The sequence below is a fragment of the Bradyrhizobium sp. th-b2 genome (assembly GCF_000426785.1).
GTDB lineage: Bacteria > Pseudomonadota > Alphaproteobacteria > Rhizobiales > Xanthobacteraceae > Bradyrhizobium > Bradyrhizobium septentrionale.
Map to the genome: position 1 here is coordinate 1 of NZ_AUGA01000218.1, position 1853 is coordinate 1853.

Annotated in this window: 2 protein-coding genes and 1 pseudogene; all 3 read right to left on the bottom strand. The window is 62.3% G+C overall.

What is annotated here, in order from left to right; all coding sequences use genetic code 11:
- Positions 1-1048 (bottom strand): annotated as a pseudogene (locus K359_RS56610) (IS66 family transposase); the annotation flags it as partial.
- A gap of 74 nt (positions 1049-1122) precedes the next feature.
- Positions 1123-1467 carry an IS66 family insertion sequence element accessory protein TnpB gene (gene tnpB, locus K359_RS0147775; protein ID WP_029085230.1) on the bottom strand — a complete coding sequence of 115 codons (345 nt, stop codon included), beginning with the start codon at positions 1465-1467 and terminating at the stop codon, positions 1123-1125.
- Entirely contained in the window at positions 1464-1811 is a 348-nt protein-coding gene (locus K359_RS66040; RefSeq protein WP_029085231.1) for a transposase, read from the bottom strand. Before K359_RS66040 ends, tnpB begins: the two co-directional genes overlap by 4 nt.
- Positions 1812-1853 lie beyond the last annotated feature (42 nt).

A 1853-nucleotide genomic window follows, 5' to 3' on the forward strand; every position in this document is an offset into this window, starting at 1 on the left:
GCAGCCAGCCAATGTGATGCCATCATTGCCGCGATCGGCGCGCGCCAACTTGTTATAGGCGGCATAGCCATCCACTTGCAGGATGCCCCGATAACCATTGAGATGGCGGACCGCGCATTCGCCGGAGCGGCTGTCTTCGAAGCGATAAGCCACCATCGGGGGACCGCTGCGGCCAAAGGTGCGGTCATCTCTGGCATAGGCCCATAAGTAGGCCGTTTTCGTCGATCCGGAGCCGGGAGCGAGCGTCGGCAGGGTGGTTTCGTCGGCAAAGACCCGTTCGGCCTTCTTGACCTCGCTGAAGATGTAGTCGGCCATGATCTCGAGCTCGAAGCCGAGCTTGCCCATCCATTGCGCCATCAGCTGGCGGTCGAGCTCGACATGATCGCGCGCGTAGATCGCCTCCTGCCGGTAGAGCGGCATGCCATCGGCGTATTTGGCGACCGCGATCTGGGCCAGAAGCGCTTCCGTCGGAATGCCTCCTTCAATGATATGGGCCGGAGCCGGCGCCTGGATTACGCCGTCCGCGTTCTTGAAGGCATACTTGGGACGGCGCGTGACGATCACACGGAACTTCGCTGGCACCACATCCAGACGCTCCGACACGTCCTCGCCGATCACCACCTTCTGCTTGCCGGTGCTCAGCAAGGTCTTCCGGCTCAATGACGGTTTCGATCCGTTCCAGATGGGGCGCAAAGCCCTTGCGCCGACGCGGTGCACGCTTGCCATCCGCTTGCTCACGGCCCTTGCTGACCTGGGCCTTGATTGCAGCGATGCCGGTCTCAATTTCCTCGAAGACAAAGGCCTGCTGTTCATCGTCGCCGTTCGCAGAGCCGAGCTTTTCCGATCGTCGGCCGAACCGGGCGCGGTCGAAGGCCTTCAGGATCTGCGTCAGCCGCTCGATACGCGCATCGGCATCGGCGTTGCGCACCCTGAGATCGGCGACTTCGCTCTCCAGAGCATCGGCGCGGGCCGCCCTCTCGGCCAGGGCAAGCACCATGGCTCTCAGCGTCTCTACGTCATTCGGGAGGTTGAGATCGGGCGGCGTCATTGGCCCGACCAGAGCACATTTTGCCCCGGTTCTCTTGCCTTTTCAGCTCACTGATTCACTTCGCCGCAGCGCTTTTACCCAACAATCTCCGGCGGCTGGACCGCCACGGTCCGGACCCGCTTCCAGTCCATTCCATCCACCAGTGCCATCAACTGCGCAGGATTCATCTGCACCCGATGATGCCCGATCCGCGGCCAGCAGAACTTCGCCTTTTCGAGACGTTTTAAATAGAGGCACACGCCGGAGCCATCCCACCATACGATCTTTATTCTGTCGGCTCTTTTGGCCCGGAAGACATAAAGCGCACCGTCGAACGGATCTGAGCCCGCATCGCGCACAAGCGCAACCAGGCCATCGATACCCTTGCGGAAGTCGACTGGATGGCTGGCGAGGAACACCTTCACGCCCGAGGGAATCATGCCGAACGCACCGCCCGGATCACTCGCTGCAAGTGCGCCTCGTCGACGTCCACGCCGGCACGCACGACGACCTCGCCAATGGCAATCTCAATCACTGTGCCTGCCACAGACGCCACCACGCCCTCGCAACTCGAGTGCCGCGAGCGATAATGCCGCTCGGCCCGAGCATCACGGCGCCAAGCGAACAGCTGCGACGGGTGAATGCCGATCCGGCGGGCGATCGCCGAGACGCTCGCGCCAGGCTCCAGCGCCTCTGTCACAATTTGCGCCTTGAACTCGTCCGACCAGCGTCGGCGAAGCTGCCGCGGCGCTCCCTCAAGACGGTCGGCGACCGCTTCGATCATATGGAAGGTTCTAGTTCCAGAACTAGGCGCAGACATAGAAGC

Coding starts and splice junctions, on each gene's coding strand:
- tnpB (WP_029085230.1), bottom strand. CDS start 1,467: ATGATTCCCTCGGGCGTGAAGGTGTTCCTCGCCAGCCATCCAGTCGAC.
- K359_RS66040 (WP_029085231.1), bottom strand. CDS start 1,811: ATGATCGAAGCGGTCGCCGACCGTCTTGAGGGAGCGCCGCGGCAGCTT.